Source organism: Roseovarius mucosus DSM 17069 (genome assembly GCF_000768555.3).
Classification (GTDB): domain Bacteria; phylum Pseudomonadota; class Alphaproteobacteria; order Rhodobacterales; family Rhodobacteraceae; genus Roseovarius; species Roseovarius mucosus.
On record NZ_KN293984.1, the window covers coordinates 94,166 to 113,864 of the forward strand.

Below are 19,699 nucleotides of genomic sequence, written 5' to 3' on the forward strand. Positions count from 1 at the left end.
TCAAGGCCGCCCATGTCCCAGAGCTTTCGCCAACCCGACATTCTCGAAATCGCCCGCGCCGAAGGCAAGGTCACGGTCGAGGATCTGGCCGAACGCTTTGACGTGACTGTCCAGACCATCCGCCGCGACCTCACCGAACTGGCCAACGCAGGCAAGCTGGAGCGCGTCCATGGCGGCGCGATCCTGCCGTCGGGTGTCTCGAACATTCTCTACGAGGAACGCCGCCGCCTGAACGAGCCTGCCAAGGCCGCGATTGGCCGCGCCTGTGCGGCGGCCATTCCGCATGATGCCTCGGTCTTTCTCGACATTGGCACCACGACCGAGGCAGTGGCCCGCGAATTGATGGATCACCGCAACCTGATGGTCGTCACCAACAACATGAACGTGGCGCAAATCCTGCTCGCCAACAAGGATTGCGAGATTGTCGTGGCGGGCGGGGCGCTCCGGCGCTCTGACAATGGCCTTGTCGGCAATCTGACTGCGCGCACCATAGAGAATTTCAAATTCGATTATGCCATCCTGGGCTGTTCCGCGCTGGACGAGGATGGCGACATGCTGGATTTCGACATTCAGGAGGTGGTTGTGGGCCAGACCCTGCTCAACCGCTCGCGCGAGGTGTTTCTGGTGGCGGATCATTCCAAGTTCCAGCGCAGCGCGCCGGTGCGGCTTGGGTCTATCCGCGATGTCGATCAGGTCTTTACCGACCGCCCCCTGCCCGCCCCCTTGACCGAAAGCTGCGTGGGCTGGGGCACGCGGGTGCAGGTGGCGGGCATGCCGGGCAAGCGTCAATCGACCTGAAACACCTTGTCCCGGCTGGTGTGACCGCGCAGCAGGGTCAGGCGCGATTTCGGCACGCCGAGCGCCTTGGCCAGCAATTTGACAACGGCGGCATTGGCCTTGCCATCCTCGGGCACGGTGGTGACATAGACGCGCAGCCCGCCCTCTTCCGCGACGATCCGGTTGCGCGCGGCCTTTGGGGTGACGCGCAGGGCGATGGTGGTGCCGGGCTGGGCCAGCGCGCTGAGATCGGGGATGTCCATGCCATTGCAATACCTGCCGACGCGCGCCCATCCAACAGGAATCGCCGCTTCGGGGCTTGACCACGGGCGCAGGCTTGCCGACATGTGGGGGGCCTTGCAAGAGAAAGACACCGATGCCAACGCCCAATCCCGCCGCTCTCGATTTCCTGCTCTCACGCCGTTCGCGCCCGGCCAAGACGCTTGCCTTGCCGGTCCCGGACCGTGACGCGCTGCGCCCGCTTCTGACCGCCGCCACCCGCGTGCCCGATCATGGCAAGCTGGAACCCTGGCGCCTGATCGTGCTGGAACGCGCGGCACTTGTGCGGTTGGCGGGGCTCGTGCCGCAGGCCGGCGCGCGGCTGGGCAAGTCGCCCGAGGACATCGCCAAGGCCGAAACGCAATTCGCAGACGCGCATCTGGCGGTCGCGGTGATTGAGAGCCCGAAACCCTCGGAAAAAATCCCGGCCATCGAACAAACCTATTCGGCGGCCTGTGTCTGTCTCGGCCTCCTGAACGCCGCGCTCGCTGCGGGATGGGGGGCCAACTGGCTGAGCGGCTGGCCCAGCCATGACCGGGGGTTCGCCGCCGCAGCCCTCGGGCTGGCGGATCACGAGCGTATCGCCGGATTCATCCACATCGGCACCGAAGGCGCCGCCCCGCCCGAGCGTCCGCGCCCCGAGATTGACAGCATCACGACTTGGGTTTCGGAATGATCTTCGCCAGTTTCTTCAAGGCCCTGGGCCAGATCGGCGATCCGCGATTCCGCAAGGTGCTGTTTCTCGGCGTCGGTTTGACGCTTGCGCTTTTGATTGCGGCCTATGCCGGTGTGCTCTGGCTCATTCAGGCGACGGTGGGCGACACCACCACTCTGCCGCTCTTGGGCGAGGTGACATGGGTGGGCGATCTCTTGAGCGGGGCGTCGTTCCTTCTCATGATCGTGCTGTCCGTGTTTCTGATGGTGCCGGTCGCCTCTGCCATCACCTCGATGTTTCTCGACACGGTGGCCGATGCGGTGGAGGATCGCCACTATCCCGGATTACCCCCCGCGCAATCCGTTCCCTTTGGCGAGGCGCTGCGCGATACGGTCAACTTCTTGGGCGTGATCATCGGCGCCAATGTCGTGGCGCTCTTTCTCTATGCGCTTTTCACGCCCTTCGCGCTCTTCATCTTCTGGGGATTGAACGGCTATCTTCTGGGGATGGAATATTTCCAACTGGTCGCCATGCGCCGGGTCGGGCGGGCGGGGGCCAGGAGCCTGCGCAAGAAACACCGCCTGACCATATGGGCGGCAGGCGTGCTCATGGCGATGCCGCTCTCAGTGCCGCTGGTGAACCTCTTGATCCCGATCCTGGGGGCCGCCACCTTTACCCATATTTTCCACGCTACTCAGACGCGGCGGGCGGGCCCATCCGGTTGAACATGTCGAGATCGCGCACGGTGATGACGCCCGAAATGATCGTGCCGCCGATGATGATCCAGAGCACGATGGCAATCCCGGTGGTGATCCACGCCTTTTTCTTGAGATGGTGATGTTCGGGCGAACCGGCATGGGTGCCGGGCACGATATTTCCCAGATCCCCTTGGGTCTGGATGCGGATCGGCAACACGATAAAGAACGTCATGAACCAGATCACCGCAAAGAGCACGATGGCCGAGGTAATGCCCATCAGACCTGCTCCAGTTCCACGAGGCAGCCGTTGAAATCCTTGGGGTGCAAGAAGAGCACCGGCTTGCCATGCGCGCCGATCTTGGGCTCTCCGTTGCCCAGCACCCGCGCACCGGTGGATTTCAGATGGTCACGCGCCGCGATGATGTCCTCGACCTCATAGCAGACATGGTGAATCCCGCCTGAGGGGTTTTTATCCAGAAAGCCCTGGATCGGGCTGTTCTCGCCCAAGGGATAGAGCAACTCGATCTTGGTATTGGGCAATTCGATGAAAACCACGGTCACGCCGTGATCCGGCTCGTCCTGCGGCGCGCCGACCTTGGCGCCGAGCGCATGGCGATATTGGTCAGCAGCGGCGGAGAGGTCCGGCACCGCGATGGCGACATGATTGAGGCGTCCGATCATGGGGCAATCCTTTCGCATGAATTTCCCCCGTTATGGGGATGAACGCAGCAACTGACAAGCGACAGGGGGACGCAACCCACGCATTAACCTTGCGTTCACCATAACCGGGCCATGCTGCGGGGATATCGTGACAGAAGGATGCGCCCGATGACCGATCTTGACAGCCTTGCGCGCCCGCGCGTGCCAAACGCCCAACGCCCCCTGATGGGCATGACCGTTCTGGCGGTCGAGGATAGCCGCTATGCGTCAGAGGCGCTGCGCCTGATGTGCCTGCGCAGCGGCGCGCGCATCCGGCGCGCGGATTGCCTGAGTTCGGCGCGCCGCCATTTGCAGGTCTATCGCCCGTCAGTGGTGATCGTCGATCTGGGTCTGCCCGACGGTCCGGGCGAGGATCTGATTGCCGACCTCGCCCGCGCCGTGCCGCGCGTGGGCGTGATCCTCGCCACAAGCGGGGATGCCGTGGCAGAGGCGCGCGCGCGTCGCGGCCGGGGCCGATGGGTTCTTGCTCAAACCGGTGGCAAGCCTTGGCATCTTTCAGCAAGAGGTGTTGCGCCATGTACCCACCGACCGGCGGCCTCTTGGCCCCTACGCGGTGCAGGCCGAGATGATCCATCCCGATCCGCTGGCATATCGCGACGATCTCGACCATGTTCAAAGCCTGCTCAGCCATGATCACACCCCCGATATTCTGAGCTACGCCGCGCAGTTTCTGGCCAGTGTGGCCCGCGCCGCCGAAGATGCGGTGTTGTCCGAGGCCGCGGCGGGGCTGACAGGGCACTGTTCCGAGGCGGGCGTTGCGCGGATCATGGGGTTGATCGACATGCGCCTGGCGGCCCGGACGGCGCTCTAGCGGGCGCTTTGCTTTGCCACGACCCACCGCTAGATAGGGGGCATGTGCGCCCTGCCCGCCCCTCTTGCCACGTGGTTTTCTGCCCGCAACTGGCAGCTTCACCCGCATCAGGCGGAGATGCTGGCGCGGGCGGCTGATCCTGCCACGCTGCTCATTGCCCCCACTGGCGGGGGCAAGACGCTGGCGGGGTTTCTGCCGACGCTGGCGGATCTCGCCACGGGCGATCACGCCGGGCTGCACACGCTCTATATCTCACCGCTCAAGGCGCTCGCGGCTGACATCCGGCGCAACCTGACCACGCCGGTCACGGAAATGGGCCTGCCCATCCGGATCGAGGATCGCACCGGCGATACCTCCTCTCACACCAAGCGCCGCCAACGCGCCGATCCCCCCCATATCCTGTTGACCACGCCCGAGAGCTTGGCACTCCTGACATCTTACGAGGATGCGCCGCGCATTTTCGCGGGGCTGAAACGGGTCGTGATCGACGAGGTGCATTCCTTGGCCGAGAGCAAGCGCGGCGATCAGCTCATGCTGGCGCTCAGCCGACTTCAGGTGCTCTGCCCCGGTATGCGGCGCGTGGGCCTGTCGGCCACGGTCGAGGATCCGCCCGCCCTTGCGCTCTATATGGCCCATGCAAACAGCCCTTGTGCGATCCTCTCGGCCGATCCGGGGCCGGAGCCAGACATCGCCATGCTCACAACCACAGAGCCACCCCCCTGGGCCGGAGGCGGGGCCGCCTATGCCATCCCTGCCGTGCTGGATCAGGTCCGCCGCCACAAGACGACGCTGATTTTCCACAACACCCGCGCGCAGGCCGAGATTTTCTTTCACAACCTCTGGCTTGCCAATGACGACGCGCTGCCCATCGGCATTCATCACGGCAGCCTTGACCGGGTGCAGCGCGAGCGAGTCGAGGCGGCGATGGTGCGCGGCGAATTGCGCGCCGTGGTCTGCACCGGCAGCCTCGATCTGGGGTTGGATTGGGGCGATGTCGATCTGGTCATTCAGGTGGGCGCACCCAAGAACGTCAAACGCCTTGTGCAGCGGATCGGACGGGCCAATCACCGCTACAACGCGCCCTCCAAGGCGCTGTTGGTGCCCGCCAACCGCTTCGAAGTGGTGGAATGTCGCGCCGCACTGGACGCCGTGCGCGCCCGCGATCTGGATGGCGAGGCGCGCGGGCCGGGGCCCGCGCGACGTGCTCTGCCAGCATATCCTGATCCGCGCCTGTGCGGGGCCGTTCAACGCCGATACCCTCTTTGCCGAGGTGACGGGCGCCGGAGCCTATGCCGCCCTCAGCCGCGCCGAATTCGACGCCTGCCTCGATTTCTGCGCCACGGGTGGCTATGCGCTGCGGGCCTATGACCAGTGGCAGCGCCTGCAACAGCGCGCCGATGGGGACTGGCAATTGCGCGATCCGCGCTCTGCCCGCCTCATCCGCATGAACATCGGCACCATTCAGGACACCGACACGCTCAAGGTCCGGATGCGGCGGGCACGCGGCGGCAAGCCCTTGGGCGAGATCGAAGAAGGCTTTGCCGCCACCCTCACCCCCGGCGATACCTTCCTTATCGGCGGGCAGATCGTGCGCTTTGAATCCCTGCGCGAGATGGTGGTGGAGGTCAGCCGCGATCCCGGGCGCAAGCCCAAGATTGCCACCTATATGGGCACCAAATTCGCGACCTCAACGCAACTCTCGGCGCGTATCCTGCAAATGCTGGCAGCCCCCGACTGGCCTGATCTGCCCGAGCCTGTGCGCGACTGGCTGCACCTGCAACGGCAAGTGTCACAGATGCCGGAACCCGACAGCCTGCTGATCGAGAGCTTTGGCCATGAGGCCCGCGAGCATCTGTGCATCTATGGCTTTGCGGGGCGCAACGCGATGCAGACGCTGGGCCTCTTGGTGACGAAACGGATGGAAGAAACGGGCCTCGCCCCGCTGGGGTTTGTCGCCACCGATTACGCCACGCTGATCTGGGGGCTGGAGCCGGTGACGGATGCGGCCCCCCTCTTTGCCCCCGATGCGCTGCGCGCGGGGCTGGATAGTTGGCTCATGTCCAACGCGGTGATGAAACGCACCTTTCGCGCCTCGGCCACGATTGCCGGGCTGATTCAGCGCAACACCCCCGGCGCGCGCAAGAACGGGCGACAAGCGACCATGTCGTCTGACATTCTCTATGACACGCTGGTAAAATATGACCCAGAGCACCTTCTCCTAGACATCACCCGACAAGAGGCAATGCGTGGGCTGGTGGATTTTGGCCGGATCGAGGAAATGCTGGCGCGCGTCGCGGGGCGCGTGACCCTGCGGCGGCTGGCGCGCGTCAGCCCCCTTGCCGCACCCCTCTTCCTCGAGGCGGGGCGGATGCCGGTCGAAGGGGCAGCGCAAGAGCGGCTTTTGGCCGAAGAAAGCGCGCGGCTCTTGGCGGCGGCGGGTCTTGCCCCCTGAGCGCGGCCTTGCCATTTCACCGGCAAAGCGCCACCAATGCCACATGGACGGATACCAATTCACCCTCGCTGGAACGCAGCTGACGGCACTTCCCTCGGGCGCGCTCTATTGGGAGGCGCGCAATCTCCTGTGCGTGTCTGACCTGCATCTTGGCAAGGCGCTGCGCCGTGCCCGGATGGGAGAGCCGCCCCTGCCCCCCTACGAGACGCGCGACACGCTCACCCGGTTGGAGAGCGACCTGCGCCGCACCGGGGCAGCGACGGTCATCTGCCTTGGCGACAGTTTCGACGACAGCGCCGCCGCAAGCCACCTGCCCGACGCGGAAAAGCTGTGGATCGCCAAATTGCAGGCCGGGCGTCGCTGGGTCTGGATCGAGGGCAATCACGATCCGGGTCCCGTCGACCTTGGCGGCGCGCATATGGCGGAACTACCGGTGCCGCCGCTCACGTTTCGCCATATCGCACGGGCCGGGCAGAGCGGCGAAATCTCGGGGCATTATCACCCCAAGGTGCGGCTGGCCGTCAAAGGGCGCAGCCTCAGCCGCCCCGCCTTTCTGATCGACAGTGATCGGGTGATCCTACCCGCCTTTGGCACCTATACCGGCGGGCTCTGGTCCGAAGATGCGGTGCTCACAGGGCTGATGCGGCGCGATGCGCTGGCGGTTCTGACCGGGGCCATGACCCATGCGGTGCCGATGCCGCGCGGCGCTCAGCGCCCCTGAAACACAGCGTCCAGACTGTCGATCAGGCCCGCATCTTCCAGATTGGGGCGATATTTCCGGCTCACCGGCACGCGATCGCCATTCTTGAGCATAACGAATAACTTGCCGCCACTCTCACGTTCGATACCGCTGATTGCCGCGAAAGACACCCAGTGCGAGCGATGCGTGCAGGTTCCCGCCACGGGTTCCATTTCTTCAATCGCATCCACAAGACGCAGACGCAGCGTTTCAATCCCTGCGCTGGTCGCCACCTCGACGTAATGATTATTGGCCGTCAGGCGATGAATCTCTGCGTCGGGGGGGCAAGACAGCCGCCGGTGCAGCCGCGTTTGCGCCGGGGTCTCCGGCTCGGGCTCTGCCCAATAGCTGGCGGGGGCCTCGGCACCGATTTGCCGCCGTACCACGAAAACACCGCAGGCAATGAGAAAGCTGTTGAGGGTGATCGAGATCACGCTCAAATCCTCGTGGCCCAGAACCGGATCCATCCCGCCGCGCAAGAGCCAGATCACCGGCCCAAGAGCGATCCCGACAAGAAAGCTGGCCCCCAGGTCAAAGAGGGCCGGATGCCGCCCTGCCAAAAGCGCCCGCATGGTCGCCCGCGCAGCAAAGCCGATCACAAACGCCGCCGTGATCACCGCCGCCCAATAGGCGGTGCGGACCGGCCAGCTCATTGTATCGTAGCTGCCGAACGGTCCGGCCACGACCGCGAAAACCAAAGCGGACGTCCAGACATAGAAGGTGACAGACGTGAAGAGCAATGAAAACGTGTCCACGAAATGTAGGCGCAGGTTTGACCAGTTCAACGTACCACTCTTGTCCATTCCCATTTCATATGCGTTTATCAGCATGAATGCTCTAGTCCAACCTAACGTCGCCAGAGCGGTTCACTTTACTGTCAACGTGACGTGACATCACAAACAGTGGGAAAGCCTCGGAAAATGTCCCCTGACATTGAACAGAAAATACGCCGCAGTTTTGCTGCGCAGGCGATGATGACCACCTTGGGCGCCCGTCTTGTGGCGCTGTCTAAAGGTACAACGGTGATCGAGGCCCCCATTTTACCCGGCAGCCGTCAACAACATGGATTTGGCCATGCGGGTCTGACCTTTGCCATTGGCGACAGTGCCGCTGGCTACGCCGCGCTAAGCCTGATGCCCGAGGAGGCCGAGGTGCTGACCACCGAGATGAAAATCAATCTCTTGGCCCCGGCGCAGGGCGAGCGTCTGATTGCCCGTGGCAGAGTCATCAAGCCTGGCCGCCGACTGGTAATCGTGCAGGCGGATGTGCATGCGCTGAAAGACGGGGTCGAGACGCATATCGCGTTGCTCACCGGCACGATGATCCCCGTCTGAACGCGGATCATAACCCGACGTACTCACTCATGCTATGTGTTCCGGGGTGAGGGTGAAACTCGCGCGCATTCCGGGGCCTGCGACATAGTAATCCGCCAACCCCTGCCTCACCTCTGGATCCAACTGGGACCAATCGATCCAATCGAGGTCAAAGCCGGTGTCATAGGCCACCATCGCCACCGCCCCACGCCCCGGCACGAGCGCCGGGCGCGCGCGACCAGCCATTGCCTCGCGCGTGCGGTCGATCCACAAAATCGGCTCCTCAGTATCGACAAAGCGGCCATCCACCACCACGAGGCGCGGGTCCAGTTCCCGGACCAGACCAAACAGATCGTGCAGGTCGGCCACAATTTCGAGCAAATCAAAGAGGATGATCACATCATACTGCCGCCCGGCCCGCACCTCGGATCGGATTTCCTCGACCGGATCGGCGCAGCGCAGATCAATCCGCTCGCGCAACCCCACATCGGGCAATCGACCGAACCTCTCGACCAGAGCGGCATCCGATTCGATCCCCACGACCTGCAAGGCGCCTGCCGCCGCCAGCGCATAGCACCATGTGCCATCCCCGGCCCCAACCAGCATCACCGTCGAATCAGCAATGGCATGACGGTAAGCATCCACCAATAACGCATGCCGTGCCTGAGCCCGGTTAAGGCCGCCAGTTTTGTCATCGTCCGCCTGACGTTTGAACCCATACCCCATGATCGTCATCACACACCCATCAGCCTCTATCGCCTTTGGTCTTGTAACATGACAAAAGATAGCAAACCCTTAAGCGCTATTGGTTCAGCACGCAGACCCATGACGACACCCCTGACTCCCGCCCTTCTGCTACAGGCCTATGCCTCTGGCGTGTTTCCCATGTCGGAGCGCCGCGACGACCCCGAGGTGTTCTGGGTAGATCCGCACCGGAGAGGCATTCTGCCGCTCGATGGGTTCCATATCTCGCGCTCGCTGGCGCGCCGGATGCGGCAAGGCCGCTACACGGCGACGCTCGACGGCGATTTCGAGGCAGTGCTGCGCGGTTGCGCCGACCGCGATGATACCTGGATCAGCCCTCCGATTCATCGCGCCTATATGGCGCTGCACCGGCAGGGCCATGGGCATTCGCTGGAAATCTGGCAAGAGGGGCAATTGGTGGGCGGCGTTTATGGCGTGGCGCTTGGAGCGGCCTTTTTTGGCGAGAGCATGTTTTCGCGGCGCACGGATGCATCGAAACTGGCCCTCGCACATTTGACCGACCATCTCGCCCGCTGCGGATTTCGCCTGTTCGATACACAGTTCATCACGCCGCATCTGGGGCGGCTTGGCGCGCTGGAAATCCCGCGCAGGCAGTATCGCGCGCTGTTGGAGGATGCGATGGAGGATGAGGCGGACATCACCCGGATACCGTTTGATCCCGACCCGCGTCAGGTCTTGCAGCGCAGAACCCAGATGTCGTAGCGCGGATGCTCCAACGCATTCAGCGCCGGGGACGAGGCGAGCATCCAGCCGGAAAAGATCACCGCGCCGCTGCCTTGTTCAGAAATCGTGAGATAGGCAAAGGCGTCTCCCGCCGGATCGCCCACCGGATAGCGGCATTCGCCCAAAACCACGTCGAGCGAGCCAAAGACGCCCGATTGCCCATTGGCTAGATCCAGATCCTGCGCGCTTCCATTGATCTTGTCGAGACCGCGCAAAAGCGCACCCTGCGCAACTGCCGCCACCTCTTGCGCCGCTCCCACGCCCGCGCCAAGGCAGAGCACAAGACCGAGCCAGAGCGCCTTCATTGCGCTGTCTCTCCGTCGCTGCCCGAAACGAATTTCATCAGCAGCGACACAAGGCTGACCGATCCTTGGGTGAATTCGATCTCCGAGCCCGGTTCGACCGGGAATGGCGATCCGCCCGGCAGGATCTCGACGTAATTGCCACCCAACAACCCCTCGGAAGAGATCGCAACGGCGCTGTCATCGGGCACATTTATGCCTTCTTGAACGGTAAAGATCGTCTTGGCGCGATAGGTCTCGGGATCGAGCGCGATCTGCGTGACCCGGCCAACCTTGACCCCGGCCAGACGCACATCGGTGCCCACGCTGACGCCATCGGCGCTGCGGAAGCTGGCGCTGAGTTGGTATTCACGCGCGCCGCCAGTGGTCATGCCGGTGGTCTTGCCCGCATAGACCAGAAAGCCGATCGCAACGGCCAAAACCACACCGCCGACCAGAACCTCGGTTTTACTCTCAGACATATTTCCGTCCCTATTCCGGCGACCACGCCTCGTAATCGCGCCGCTCTGCGGGGGCTGCGCGGCGGATGGACCCGGCTGGCGCATAGGCCAGTGGTGTGCCAGTCAGGTTTTCGCTATGCGGCTTTTCCCAAGGCTTATGCGCAAGCGGCTTGTCGGTCGGCGGCTCTTTGTAGGTGTGATGCAACCAGCCGTGCCAATCGGGATCAACTCGGCTTGCCTCGGCCTCGCCGTTAAAGATCACCCAACGGCGCTTGTCGTCGCGGGTGCGATAGAACGCATTGCCCTGCGCATCCTCCCCTACCTTGACGCCATTGCGCCAAGTGTAGATCTGGGTGTTGAGCGTCTGACCGTTCCACCAGGTAACGGCGCGCAGCAAGGTGTTGAGAATGCCCATTCGACCCTCCGACATCATTCGTTTCCGATATGGCGGATTTGACAGCGAAGGTCCAGTGCCCGCAACACCGCAGCGCAGGACGCGGTCCAAATCAAAAAGCCCGCAACGCGAAGGTTGCGGGCTTTTTGATGTATCTTTGGTCAGGGAACAGGCTGGGATCAGCCTGCGCTGGCCCCTTCCTTTTTGCCCTTGCTCTCTGCATAGATGATCAGAGGCGCGGCATCGGAATTGACCGCCTCTTCGTTGACCACCACTTCCTCGACATGGGACATGCTGGGCAATTCGAACATCGTATCGAGCAGAATGTCCTCGAGAATCGAGCGCAGGCCGCGCGCACCGGTCTTGCGGGCGATGGCGCGCTTGGCCACGGCCTTGAGCGCATCCTCGGTAAAGCTCAGTTGCGCGCCTTCGAGTTCGAATAGGCGCTGGTACTGTTTGACCAGCGCGTTCTTGGGCTGGGTCAGGATCGTCACAAGCGCATCTTCATCGAGGTCCTCGAGTGTGGCGATGACCGGCAGACGACCCACGAATTCCGGGATCAGACCAAACTTGAGCAGGTCCTCCGGCTCCAGATCCGTAAAGATTTCGCCCACGCCACGCGCATCATTGTCACGCACATCGGCACCAAAGCCCATGGCGCTGCCCTTGCCGCGCTGCGCGATGATCTTGTCGAGACCGGCAAAGGCCCCACCGCAGATGAAGAGAATATTGGTCGTGTCCACTTGCAGGAATTCCTGCTGCGGATGTTTGCGCCCACCCTGCGGCGGCACGGCGGCGACCGTGCCTTCCATCAGCTTCAAGAGCGCCTGTTGCACGCCCTCGCCCGATACGTCACGGGTGATCGAGGGATTCTCGGACTTGCGGGTAATCTTGTCGACCTCGTCGATATAGACAATGCCACGCTGCGCGCGCTCGACGTTGTATTCGCTCGACTGCAGCAATTTGAGGATGATGTTTTCCACATCCTCGCCGACATAGCCCGCCTCGGTCAGTGTTGTCGCATCCGCCATGGTAAAGGGCACATCGAGAATCCGCGCCAGCGTCTGCGCGAGCAGGGTCTTGCCGCAGCCCGTGGGCCCGATCAGCAGGATATTGGATTTGCTGAGTTCGATATCGCTCTTGCCGGAATTGTTCAGCCGCTTGTAGTGGTTATGAACCGCCACCGAGAGAACTTTCTTGGCGCGGGCCTGGCCGATCACGTAATCATCCAGCACCTTGCAGATATCGCGCGGTGCGGGAATCCCCTCGCTCGACTTGATACCAGCGCTTTTTGTCTCTTCGCGGATGATGTCCATGCAAAGTTCGACGCATTCATCGCAGATGAACACGGTCGGTCCGGCGATCAGTTTGCGCACCTCATGCTGGCTTTTGCCGCAAAAGCTGCAATAGAGCGTGTTCTTGCTGTCGCCGCCTGAGTTATTCGCCATTCCGTACCTTTCGGGCCCTGCGCCGTCTGCCGTCCGCGCGCCCCGCGCGGGGCCTCGTCTGTGATCTGTGCTACCCTTCAGCTTAAGTCAGGCCGTATGGCACCACAATCCGAAAATATCCGGCCCGCCTTTGGGCCGGATCACGTTTACTTCTACTTCGCCGCCTCGTCGCCTTTGTCGCGATTGGCCACGATCTCATCGATCAAACCCCAGGCCTTGGCCTCTTCCGGCGACATGAAATTGTCCCGCTCCAGCGCCTCTTCGACCTTTTTCAGGGTCTGGCCGGTGTGCTTGACATAAATCTCGTTCAACCGATCCTTGAGCTTTTGCGTCTCGCGCGCATGAATCATGATATCGGTCGCCTGCCCCTGATACCCGCCCGAGGGCTGGTGAACCATGACGCGGCTGTTGGGCAGGGAAAACCGCATCCCCGGCTCGCCGGCTGTCAACAACAGACTGCCCATGCTGGCCGCCTGACCCACGACCAGCGTGCTGACCTTGGGCTTGATGTATTGCATCGTGTCATAGATCGACAGTCCCGAGGTCACGACCCCGCCGGGGCTGTTGATGTACATGCTGATTTCCTTGGACGGATTCTCAGCCTCGAGATGCAAGAGCTGTGCCACAATCAGGCTCGACATGCCGTCATGCACCGGGCCGCTCAGGAAAATGATCCGCTCCTTGAGCAGGCGCGAGAAAATATCATAGGCCCGCTCGCCCCGGCTGGTCTGTTCGACCACCATCGGAACAAGGGTGTTCATGTAGATGTCCATAGGGTCTTTCATTACAGCCCGCCTGTCCTGCGCCCGACCGTTGCCGTCAGGCTTTGTCAATCACTCCGACCATAGCCGGTCAGTTCCTAAAGGAGTCTTAGTGTTGCGCCCAAGGGGCTGCAAGGGCATCGCTCGATTTTGTGGCAGGGGGGCATGGACGATGGCGATTTCTGCGCCACATAGCCTCACTTTTTCGCGCGCAGGCACGGCCAGCTTTTGCACATTCGGCAAAAACGCCCTAAGTACACAGAAATCATTATCAGGATTCACGGAAAATGCCGCTTCCCGTTCTCGATGACACGCTCGACGCCGCCGAAATGGACCGCATGGTCGATAATGCGACGACGGCTGCCAATTTCCTCAAGGCGATCAGCCATGAGGGGCGGTTGATGATTCTCTGTCATCTGGTGTCAGGCGAACGGTCGGTGACCGAACTGGAAACGCTGCTTTCGGCACGTCAGGCCGCGGTGTCCCAGCAATTGTCCCGCCTGCGCCTCGAAGGGCTGGTAACGGCGCGACGCGATGGCAAGACCATCTATTACAGCCTTGCGGATGACCGACCGCGCAAGGTGCTCGAAGTGGTTTACGAATTGTTCTGCGCCCCCAAGCCTTGAGGGCGCAGACATCGAGACCTCAGGCCGGTTCCACCGTCTTATCCACGGTGAAGGGCGCGAAGACCTCATCCACATCGGTGTGATTGACGTGATTGGCATAGTTGCTGATCGTCTTGACGGCCAGCGCCAGAATGATCTCCAACACATGCACATCACCATAGCCTGCGGCCTTGAACGCCTCGGCCTCGGCCTTGGTCGGCAGACCGCGTGTCTCCCACATGTGATGGGTGAACTTGCGCAGCGCTTCCAGCTTGGCATCGTTCAGCGGCTTGCCATCGCGCAGCGCCTGCGTATGCGCCTCGCCCAGCTTGGACATCTTGATCGCCAGCATCGAATGCGCGGCGGTGCAATAGTCACAGCCATTGGCCAGTGAAACGGTCAGAAACACCACCTCTTGCTCGGGCGGGGTGAAATTGCCCGACTCGCGATAGAGCGCGTAACCATGCAGATAGGTGGACAAGAGGCCGGGATTGACGGCCATGCCACGATACATATTCGGCACGAACCCAAGTTTGGCGCGTGCCCCCTCCAGCAATTCCTTGGCCTTACCAGTGGCCTGATCGTCACTCACAGGCGATGTCTCTACTCGAAATTCAGCAGTCATGGACCTCTCCTTTGCGTGTGATGTGGTCAAGACGCAGCTAATCAGAGCCAAGCGGATATGGAACCGCCGGACCAATCACCAAAGCGTGAGATGGGTTTTTAACCGCAGAACGGCTTGTGCGAAAACGCTTAGACCTTTTCCTGCGTGTATTTCCGCAACTCTGCCCGCGCCACCTGCCGGCGATGCACCGCGTCCGGTCCATCGGCCAGCCGCAGCGTGCGCACATGGGTCCACATCGCCGCCAGCGGCACATCCTGCGAAATCCCTTGCGCCCCGAACATCTGCACCGCCTCGTCGATCACCTTGAGGGCGACACGCGGGGCCACAACCTTGATCTGGCTGATCCAGGGGGCAGCGGCACGCGCATCGCCCTGATCCATCATCCACGCCGCCTTGAGGCACAGCAAACGCGCCTGTTCGATCTCCATCCGGCATTCGGCGATGATGTCGTAATTCGCCCCAAGCTGTGCCAGTGGCTTGCCGAATGCCTCGCGCGCGAGGCTGCGCTTGCACATCATCTCCAGCGCGGATTCGGCCTGACCGATGGCGCGCATGCAATGATGAATACGCCCCGGCCCAAGGCGGCCTTGTGCAATCTCGAACCCGCGCCCTTCGCCCAAGAGCAGGTTCTCGGCGGGCACGCGGACATTCTCGAACTTGAAATGCATATGCCCATGCGGTGCGTCGTCATGGCCATAAACCTGCATCGGGCGCAGTTTCTCGATACCGGGCGTGTCGGCAGGGACAACAATCATCGAATGGCGCTGATGCTTGGGCATCTCATCGCCCCCGGTGCGCACCATCACGATATAGACCTTGCAGCGCGGATCACCGGCCCCCGTGGCCCACCATTTCTGACCGTTCAGCACATAGTGATCCCCGTCGCGCGCACAGGACATGGCGATGTTTGTGGCATCCGAACTGGCAACATCCGGCTCTGTCATCAGATACGCGCTGCGAATCTGACCCTCCAATAGCGGCACCAGCCACTCTGCCTTCATCGCCTCGGTGCCATAACGCTCGAACACCTCCATATTGCCGGTGTCGGGCGCGTTGCAATTGAACACCTCGGCCCCCATCGGGGTCTTGCCCATCTCTTCGGCGAAATAGGCATATTCCACCGTTGTCAGGCCAAAGCCCCGTGCGCTGTCGGTCAGCCAGAAATTCCACAGACCCGCCGCCTTGGCCCGCGCCTTGAGCCCCTCCAGAATCTCGGCCTGCCGTTGGGTATAGCCCCAGCGATCCCCTTTGCCGATTTCTGCGTGATACTCGGCCTCGAGCGGCATGATCTCGTCCCGCACCATCGCCGCCACCCGCGCCAGTAGCGCGCGCATCTCGGGGCGCATTCCCAAATTCATGTCCATATCACCGGCCCTCTGTTGTCAGTTGCCCCAATTGACAACATCACCCGCGCGGCGACAAGCGCTGTCGCACTCAGCCCGCGCGCCGATACTGCCCCGGCGAATGGCCAAAGCGGCTGCGGAATGTCTTGATGAACACCATGGGCGAGGCAAAGCCAGAGGCCATGGCAATCTCGGTCACGCTCAGATCGGTTTCGCGCAAGAGGCTGCGCCCATGATCCAGCCGCAGATCGCGGAAAAAGCGATAGGGCGTCTTGCGCAGGTATTTGACAAAAAGCCGCTCCATCTGGCGGCGTGAACAGCCTGCGGCTTCGGCCAACTCGTCCATGCTGATCGGCGTCTCGATATTGGTCTGCATCACCTTGATCGCCCGCACCAACAGCGGATTGCGGCTATCCAGCGCATTGCTGATCGAGGCGCGCTGCGGCCCGCGTTCTGCGCGCCGCTGGCTATAGAGGCACATATCGGCCACCACATCGGCAAAAGGTCGGCCATAATCCGCCTCGATCATTTCCAGCATCATGTCCGTGGCCCCGACCCCGCCGCCACAGGTGAAAATCCCGCCATCCACCTCGAACGTATTGCCCGTCACCTCGACCTCGGGGAATTTCTCGCGAAAGGCGGGCTGGTTTTCCCAATGCAGCGTCGCCCGCCGCCCCTCAAGCAGCCCCGCCTGCGCCAGAGAAATCGCCCCGGTGCAGATGCCCCCCACCCGCCCGCCAAAGCGCGCGTGCTGGCGCAGGAGCGACAGCAAGTCCTTGCTGCCCGTGCCCGTGCGCACCGTGCCGCCACAGACCACCAGATCGGTCTCGCGCGGGAACCCCCCGAGCGATTGATCGACATTGACGGACATGGCGCAAGAACTGACCACCGGCCCCCCATCCTGAGAGGTGACGGTCCAGCGATAGAGCGGGCGCTGAGCCAGCTGATTGGCGATGCGCAGCGGATCAAGCGCCGCGCTGAACGCCAGCAAGGTAAAATCCGGCAGCAGGTGAAAGGCAAAATGCCGGGCGGGTCTGGTCGTCTCGATCGCAAAGAACGCCGCCCCTTGCGGCACGATCGCCTTGCGCGTCACATGAGTGTCATTCTCCGGGCAGGACATGACAGGCTTCGGGCTCCCAATGCAGGGTCAGGGTGCTTCCTGAATGCAGATCTATAGAGGCCAGTTCACCATGACTTTTCTGCACCTTCAACTCTTCACCTGACTCTGTCTCGAGAAATAGGATGGCGGAGGCACCTACAAACTCCTCGCCGACCACCCGCGCCCGAATACCGGCCACGCCTGCGCCCAGGGCACCGATCTGCATCTTTTCGGCGCTGACGACAAAGGACAGCGTATCGCCCACGGACTTTGCAACGGCTTGAGAGGCCTTGACCGCAAATCGCCCATGCGCAGTCTCGACCTGCCAGACATCCCCCGCCTTCTCGACCAGCTTGCCGGTGAATATATTGGCCGAGCCCAGGAATTCCGCCACGAACCGGTTGCGCGGCGCATGATAGATTTCCTGCGGCGTGCCGATCTGTTCGATTTTGCCCCGGCTCATGATCACCACGCGGTCGGCCATGGAAAACGCCTCGGACATCGAATGGGTCACATAGACAAAGGTGATGCCCAGATCCTTTTGCAGGTTGGACAGAACCGCCTGCATCCGCACCTTGAGATGCGCATCGAGCGCCGAAAGCGGCTCGTCCAGCAACAGGATCTTCGGCTCTGTCACCAGCGCACGGGCCAGAGCCACGCGCTGCCGCTGTCCCCCCGACAATTGCGAGATATTGCGACCCGCGAATTCGAGGATCTGCATTTTTTCCAGCCATATGCGCGCCCTTTGCGCGCGCTCCACCTTGCCCACGCCGCGCATCTTGAGGCTGAATTCGACATTCTCCTGCACGGTGAGAAACGGGAAAAGCGCAAGGCTCTGCCAGACCATTGGCGTGTCGCGGTCCCAGGTCGCCTTGCCGTTCACCCGCTGGCCATCAAGATAGATGTCCCCCTCGCTCGGGTCCTCGAGCCCCGCCAGCATGCGCAGCGTCGTCGTCTTGCCACAGCCGGACGACCCCATGATCGCCAGAAACTCGCCGCGCCCGATTTCGAAATCCGCGCGTTCCACGGCGGTGAACTCGCCAAACTTCTTGACCACACCCTCCAGCCGGACAATGGCGTCGGATATTACCTGGGTTTGCATATTCATGACCTGTCCTTTGTCGAATTGCGCAACAGCATCTGCGCCAGAATGATCAGCGTGATGGAACTCAGAAAGGCGAGCGAACCGATGGCATTGATCCGCGGGCTGACCTGCCCCTGCAGAAACCCGAGGATCTTGACCGGCAGCGTTTCATTGAGGCCCGAGACGAACCACGCCACCGCGAATTCGTCGAATGACACCGCCATGGTGATGAACAGCGCGGCCAGGATCGCAGGCTTGGTAAAGGGCAGGATGACATGGCGCAGCGTTGCCCATTCATTGCCGCCCAGGTTCCACGATGCCGCCTCGAGATCCGGGTCCATCTGTGACAGGCGCAGGCGGATGATTGCCATGGCAAAGGGGCTGCACATCACCCCATGCGCGATGATGATCGAAATCGCGCTACCCGAGAGGTTCACCCGCGACAGGAACGCCAGCATCGCAAGCCCCATGATCACCACCGGAATGGTGGGGGGCAACAGCGCCAGCGCGAGATACACGTTCTTGCCGAAGAAGTTGTAGCGAAAATCCGTATAGGCCCCGCCAAATCCCAGTACCGTGGCAATCACCGCCACGATCAGCCCAACGATCACGGTGTTGAAAAATCCGGCCCAGACAAACGGGTCCTCCCAGATCAGCCGATACCACTCGGTCGAGAACTGGCCCAGCGGCAGCGACGGGAACCGGTCCGAATTCAGCGAAAAGACGAAACTCCCGAGGATCGGCGCAAAGATAAACAGCACGCAGGCCGCGATATGCAGTTTCAGCGCGCCATTGATCAGACGATTGTCATTGCCGGTCATTTGCCGCGCTCCTTGTAGGCATAGGTGATGGCCGCAAAGGCCACGCTCAGCAGCGTGCCGATCATCATCAATGCCACCACGGCGGCACGCGGCCATTGCTGCCCGGATTTGGTGATGTCGGTGATCAGGATCGAGAGCGTCGGTGGATTGCCCCCGCCAAGGTAAAGCGGGCTCACGAAATCGCCGAACGAGAGAATAAAGGCAAAGAGCGCGGCAATCACCAGCCCCACCCGCGCCGAGGGTACGATCACCGCAAGAACCGTGCGCAACCGCCCGCAGCGCAGGTTATGTGCCGCCTCGACCAGATCGCGATTGACGAAATTCAGGCTGAACACCTGCAACAGGATCACCAGCGGCAGGCAGAGCGTGACCATCCCCACCAGCGTGCCGAATGTGGTGTTGAGCATGCCAAATGGCCCGATGCCCAGCATGCCCAGCACGGCATTGATGATGCCCTCATCAGACAGGAACACTTGCAGCGCATAGATGCGCACGAGGTAGCTGGTGAAGAACGGGATGATCAGCACGAAAATCAGCCATTGCTTGACCCGCTCCGACAGCTTGAACGAAATCGCATAGGCCGCCGGAAAGGCGATCGCGCTGGTCAGAACCGCACTTGTCGTGGCCAGAATGGCAGTGCGCAGATAGGCGTCCCAAAACACGCTCCGCGTCAGGATACGTTCCCAATTGCCGAAATTCAGGTCCGGCATCATCTGGAAATTGCGCACGGTCCAGAAACTGATGGCGATCAGAAAGATCAGCGGCACCGCAAAGAAGGCCAACTGCCAGATCAAGAGCGGCAGCGCCAATGTGAGCGAATAAAGGCTGGGTCGGGTCATGGAATA

General features: G+C 62.0%; 23 protein-coding genes and 2 pseudogenes. 9 read left to right on the forward strand and 16 right to left on the reverse strand.

Annotated features, from left to right (window positions below; translation table 11 throughout):
• Positions 1 to 12 precede the first annotated feature (12 nt).
• Positions 13 to 798, forward strand: a complete 786-nt coding sequence (locus ROSMUC_RS15610; protein WP_037275221.1) for a DeoR/GlpR family DNA-binding transcription regulator — start codon at positions 13 to 15, stop codon at positions 796 to 798.
• Here the strand turns inward: ROSMUC_RS15610 and ROSMUC_RS15615 are convergent.
• On the reverse strand, positions 786 to 1,040 hold the full coding sequence (locus ROSMUC_RS15615; RefSeq protein ID WP_037275223.1) for a DUF167 domain-containing protein: 255 nt from the start codon (positions 1,038 to 1,040) through the stop codon (positions 786 to 788). The genes ROSMUC_RS15610 and ROSMUC_RS15615 overlap by 13 nt on opposite strands.
• A gap of 113 nt (positions 1,041 to 1,153) precedes the next feature.
• Here ROSMUC_RS15615 and ROSMUC_RS15620 point away from each other — a divergent pair, with 113 nt between their 5' ends.
• Together ROSMUC_RS15620 and ROSMUC_RS15625 are read left to right on the forward strand one after the other, a co-directional pair.
• Positions 1,154 to 1,732 (forward strand): nitroreductase family protein, encoded by a 579-nt coding sequence (locus tag ROSMUC_RS15620; RefSeq protein WP_037275225.1) that lies wholly within the window; start codon positions 1,154 to 1,156, stop codon positions 1,730 to 1,732.
• Complete coding sequence (locus ROSMUC_RS15625; RefSeq protein ID WP_037275227.1) at positions 1,729 to 2,436, forward strand: EI24 domain-containing protein; 708 nt, start codon at positions 1,729 to 1,731, stop codon at positions 2,434 to 2,436. Before ROSMUC_RS15620 ends, ROSMUC_RS15625 begins: the two co-directional genes overlap by 4 nt.
• Here the strand turns inward: ROSMUC_RS15625 and ROSMUC_RS15630 are convergent.
• Both ROSMUC_RS15630 and mce read right to left on the reverse strand, forming a co-directional pair.
• Positions 2,402 to 2,686, reverse strand: a complete 285-nt coding sequence (locus tag ROSMUC_RS15630) for a DUF1467 family protein (protein ID WP_037275229.1) — start codon at positions 2,684 to 2,686, stop codon at positions 2,402 to 2,404. The two genes, ROSMUC_RS15625 and ROSMUC_RS15630, sit on opposite strands and share 35 nt — an antisense overlap.
• The gene (mce, locus tag ROSMUC_RS15635; protein WP_037275231.1) at positions 2,686 to 3,090 is read right to left on the reverse strand and encodes a methylmalonyl-CoA epimerase; all 405 of its coding nucleotides are present in this window, start codon (positions 3,088 to 3,090) and stop codon (positions 2,686 to 2,688) included. Before mce ends, ROSMUC_RS15630 begins: the two co-directional genes overlap by 1 nt.
• A gap of 147 nt (positions 3,091 to 3,237) precedes the next feature.
• Here mce and ROSMUC_RS15640 point away from each other — a divergent pair.
• The 3 genes and pseudogenes from ROSMUC_RS15640 (at position 3,238) to pdeM (ending at position 7,113) form a co-directional block, all read left to right on the forward strand.
• Positions 3,238 to 3,940: pseudogene (locus ROSMUC_RS15640) on the forward strand (response regulator).
• Between the two features lie 42 nt (positions 3,941 to 3,982).
• Positions 3,983 to 6,392: pseudogene (locus ROSMUC_RS15645) on the forward strand (ligase-associated DNA damage response DEXH box helicase).
• A gap of 43 nt (positions 6,393 to 6,435) precedes the next feature.
• Positions 6,436 to 7,113, forward strand: a complete 678-nt coding sequence (gene pdeM / locus ROSMUC_RS15650) for a ligase-associated DNA damage response endonuclease PdeM (RefSeq protein WP_037275233.1) — start codon at positions 6,436 to 6,438, stop codon at positions 7,111 to 7,113.
• Here pdeM and ROSMUC_RS15655 read toward each other — a convergent pair.
• A complete protein-coding gene (locus ROSMUC_RS15655; RefSeq protein WP_245875203.1) occupies positions 7,101 to 7,934 on the reverse strand; it encodes a LytTR family DNA-binding domain-containing protein in 834 nt (277 codons plus the stop codon). The genes pdeM and ROSMUC_RS15655 overlap by 13 nt on opposite strands.
• Positions 7,935 to 8,051: 117 nt before the next feature.
• Here ROSMUC_RS15655 and ROSMUC_RS15660 point away from each other — a divergent pair, with 117 nt between their 5' ends.
• Positions 8,052 to 8,465, forward strand: a complete 414-nt coding sequence (locus ROSMUC_RS15660; RefSeq protein WP_037275237.1) for a PaaI family thioesterase — start codon at positions 8,052 to 8,054, stop codon at positions 8,463 to 8,465.
• Between the two features lie 27 nt (positions 8,466 to 8,492).
• Here the strand turns inward: ROSMUC_RS15660 and ROSMUC_RS15665 are convergent, their stop codons facing one another.
• On the reverse strand, positions 8,493 to 9,179 hold the full coding sequence (locus tag ROSMUC_RS15665) for a class I SAM-dependent methyltransferase (protein WP_037275322.1): 687 nt from the start codon (positions 9,177 to 9,179) through the stop codon (positions 8,493 to 8,495).
• Between the two features lie 90 nt (positions 9,180 to 9,269).
• Here ROSMUC_RS15665 and aat point away from each other — a divergent pair, with 90 nt between their 5' ends.
• Positions 9,270 to 9,911 (forward strand): leucyl/phenylalanyl-tRNA--protein transferase, encoded by a 642-nt coding sequence (aat, locus tag ROSMUC_RS15670; RefSeq protein ID WP_037275240.1) that lies wholly within the window; start codon positions 9,270 to 9,272, stop codon positions 9,909 to 9,911.
• Here the strand turns inward: aat and ROSMUC_RS15675 are convergent.
• From ROSMUC_RS15675 to ROSMUC_RS15695, 5 genes are all read right to left on the reverse strand, one after another.
• The gene (locus ROSMUC_RS15675; protein ID WP_037275242.1) at positions 9,878 to 10,237 is read right to left on the reverse strand and encodes a DUF2155 domain-containing protein; all 360 of its coding nucleotides are present in this window, start codon (positions 10,235 to 10,237) and stop codon (positions 9,878 to 9,880) included. The two genes, aat and ROSMUC_RS15675, sit on opposite strands and share 34 nt — an antisense overlap.
• Positions 10,234 to 10,695 (reverse strand): outer membrane lipid asymmetry maintenance protein MlaD, encoded by a 462-nt coding sequence (mlaD, locus tag ROSMUC_RS15680; RefSeq protein ID WP_037275244.1) that lies wholly within the window; start codon positions 10,693 to 10,695, stop codon positions 10,234 to 10,236. The genes ROSMUC_RS15675 and mlaD overlap by 4 nt, the downstream gene beginning before the upstream one ends.
• Before the next feature lie 10 nt (positions 10,696 to 10,705).
• Entirely contained in the window at positions 10,706 to 11,089 is a 384-nt protein-coding gene (locus ROSMUC_RS15685) for an NADH:ubiquinone oxidoreductase subunit NDUFA12 (RefSeq protein ID WP_037275246.1), read from the reverse strand.
• Between the two features lie 158 nt (positions 11,090 to 11,247).
• Positions 11,248 to 12,516: an ATP-dependent Clp protease ATP-binding subunit ClpX gene (gene clpX, locus ROSMUC_RS15690; RefSeq protein ID WP_037275249.1), complete on the reverse strand. Its 1,269-nt coding sequence runs from the start codon at positions 12,514 to 12,516 to the stop codon at positions 11,248 to 11,250.
• Positions 12,517 to 12,668: 152 nt separating this feature from the next.
• Positions 12,669 to 13,301, reverse strand: coding sequence for an ATP-dependent Clp protease proteolytic subunit (locus ROSMUC_RS15695; RefSeq protein ID WP_008279297.1), 633 nt, complete (start codon positions 13,299 to 13,301; stop codon positions 12,669 to 12,671).
• Between the two features lie 263 nt (positions 13,302 to 13,564).
• Between ROSMUC_RS15695 and ROSMUC_RS15700 the strand changes: the two genes are divergently transcribed.
• Entirely contained in the window at positions 13,565 to 13,903 is a 339-nt protein-coding gene (locus ROSMUC_RS15700; RefSeq protein WP_037275253.1) for an ArsR/SmtB family transcription factor, read from the forward strand.
• A gap of 19 nt (positions 13,904 to 13,922) precedes the next feature.
• Here the strand turns inward: ROSMUC_RS15700 and ROSMUC_RS15705 are convergent, their stop codons facing one another.
• The 6 genes from ROSMUC_RS15705 to ROSMUC_RS15730 form a co-directional block, all read right to left on the reverse strand.
• The gene (locus ROSMUC_RS15705) at positions 13,923 to 14,507 is read right to left on the reverse strand and encodes a carboxymuconolactone decarboxylase family protein (protein WP_052115412.1); all 585 of its coding nucleotides are present in this window, start codon (positions 14,505 to 14,507) and stop codon (positions 13,923 to 13,925) included.
• 128 nt (positions 14,508 to 14,635) lie between these two features.
• On the reverse strand, positions 14,636 to 15,871 hold the full coding sequence (locus tag ROSMUC_RS15710) for an acyl-CoA dehydrogenase family protein (protein ID WP_037275257.1): 1,236 nt from the start codon (positions 15,869 to 15,871) through the stop codon (positions 14,636 to 14,638).
• A 70-nt stretch (positions 15,872 to 15,941) separates the two neighbouring features.
• Complete coding sequence (locus ROSMUC_RS15715) at positions 15,942 to 16,970, reverse strand: GlxA family transcriptional regulator (protein ID WP_037275258.1); 1,029 nt, start codon at positions 16,968 to 16,970, stop codon at positions 15,942 to 15,944.
• Positions 16,951 to 18,057 carry an ABC transporter ATP-binding protein gene (locus ROSMUC_RS15720; RefSeq protein WP_037275260.1) on the reverse strand — a complete coding sequence of 369 codons (1,107 nt, stop codon included), beginning with the start codon at positions 18,055 to 18,057 and terminating at the stop codon, positions 16,951 to 16,953. The genes ROSMUC_RS15715 and ROSMUC_RS15720 overlap by 20 nt, the downstream gene beginning before the upstream one ends.
• Positions 18,054 to 18,854 carry an ABC transporter permease gene (locus ROSMUC_RS15725; RefSeq protein WP_037275262.1) on the reverse strand — a complete coding sequence of 267 codons (801 nt, stop codon included), beginning with the start codon at positions 18,852 to 18,854 and terminating at the stop codon, positions 18,054 to 18,056. The genes ROSMUC_RS15720 and ROSMUC_RS15725 overlap by 4 nt, the downstream gene beginning before the upstream one ends.
• Entirely contained in the window at positions 18,851 to 19,693 is an 843-nt protein-coding gene (locus ROSMUC_RS15730) for an ABC transporter permease (protein WP_037275263.1), read from the reverse strand. Before ROSMUC_RS15730 ends, ROSMUC_RS15725 begins: the two co-directional genes overlap by 4 nt.
• Between the last annotated feature and the right edge of the window lie 6 nt (positions 19,694 to 19,699).